Raw genomic sequence first — 648 nt, 5'->3', positions numbered from 1 at the left:
GTCTTCAGCTCTTAAGTTGTATCAATGGCCGATGAAGCTACCAGAAGATTTAGACTCACTTTCCTGTTGTTATGACCTATCGATATAAATAAAGGATAAAAATGGTAGAAAAAGTCAGGTTTCAATTGATTTTTCGGAACGTTTTCATATATTTGCTTCAAATTTTGAGGATATGAAACGTAAAATCAGCATTGCATTAAACGAGTGGAAAAACAAACCGCATCGGATGCCCTTAGTTATAGGTGGGGCACGACAGGTGGGGAAGACCTACATTTTGCAAGAGTTCGGGCATGAACATTTTGAGAATATGGTTTATCTTAATATGGAAATAGAGCATGCATTGACACGGTTCCTTGATGCCGAGCTTTCTCCCGACAAACTTATTCCTTTTATTGAAGCGCTGAAAGGGGAACGGATTACGGCTGGCAAAACCTTGATTTTCTTTGATGAGATACAAGCCTGTGAGCGAGCTCTCACCGCTTTAAAGTATTTCTACGAGCAGGCTCCGCAATACCACGTCGTGGCAGCTGGTTCTTTGTTGGGAGTTGCTGTGAATCGTCAAAAGTACTCTTATCCCGTAGGTAAAGTAGAAGAATTAACCCTTTATCCACTGGATTTTGAAGAGTATCTTTGGGCAATGGGGAAAGA

At 40.9% G+C, this 648-nt stretch carries 1 protein-coding gene; it reads left to right on the top strand.

The window, feature by feature from the left end; genetic code table 11:
• Positions 1-172: 172 nt before the first annotated feature.
• On the top strand, positions 173-648 hold a 476-nt coding region (locus B5F34_RS17220), incomplete at its 3' end, for an AAA family ATPase (RefSeq protein WP_162609366.1).

Source organism: Mediterranea sp. An20 (assembly GCF_002160055.1).
GTDB lineage: Bacteria > Bacteroidota > Bacteroidia > Bacteroidales > Bacteroidaceae > Bacteroides > Bacteroides avicola.
Note: the sequence above shows the minus strand (reverse complement) of the source record. Positions and strands in the feature narration are given on the sequence as shown.